This window comes from Microvirga pakistanensis, assembly GCF_004458765.1.
Classification (GTDB): Bacteria; Pseudomonadota; Alphaproteobacteria; order Rhizobiales; family Beijerinckiaceae; genus Microvirga; species Microvirga pakistanensis.
This window is the reverse complement of record NZ_SPJX01000369.1, coordinates 1-223: the sequence shown is the minus strand read 5'-3', so window position 1 is coordinate 223 and position 223 is coordinate 1. Positions and strand designations below refer to the sequence as shown.

Sequence of the window (223 nt, the reverse complement as noted above, 5' to 3'; positions counted from 1 at the left end):
GCCCGGCGGCTCCATGCGCGACGACGAGGTGATCAAGGCCGCCGACGAGGCGGGCCTTGCCATGGTGTTCACCGGTCACCGCCACTTCCGCCACTGAGAACCAATCCCCACCTCAGGGTCTCCAGCCATGGAGACCCTGATGATCGTCACCACCACGCCTACCATCGAAGGACGCCGGATCGCCGCTTATCGCGGCATCGTCTCGGGCGAGGCCATTCTGGGC

General features: G+C 66.4%; 1 protein-coding gene. It reads left to right on the top strand.

Going from position 1 to position 223, the window contains the following annotated elements; translation table 11 throughout:
* Positions 1 to 127: 127 nt before the first annotated feature.
* The coding region (locus tag E4K09_RS18545) for a heavy metal-binding domain-containing protein (RefSeq protein ID WP_342211325.1) at positions 128 to 223 on the top strand (96 nt) is incomplete at its 3' end.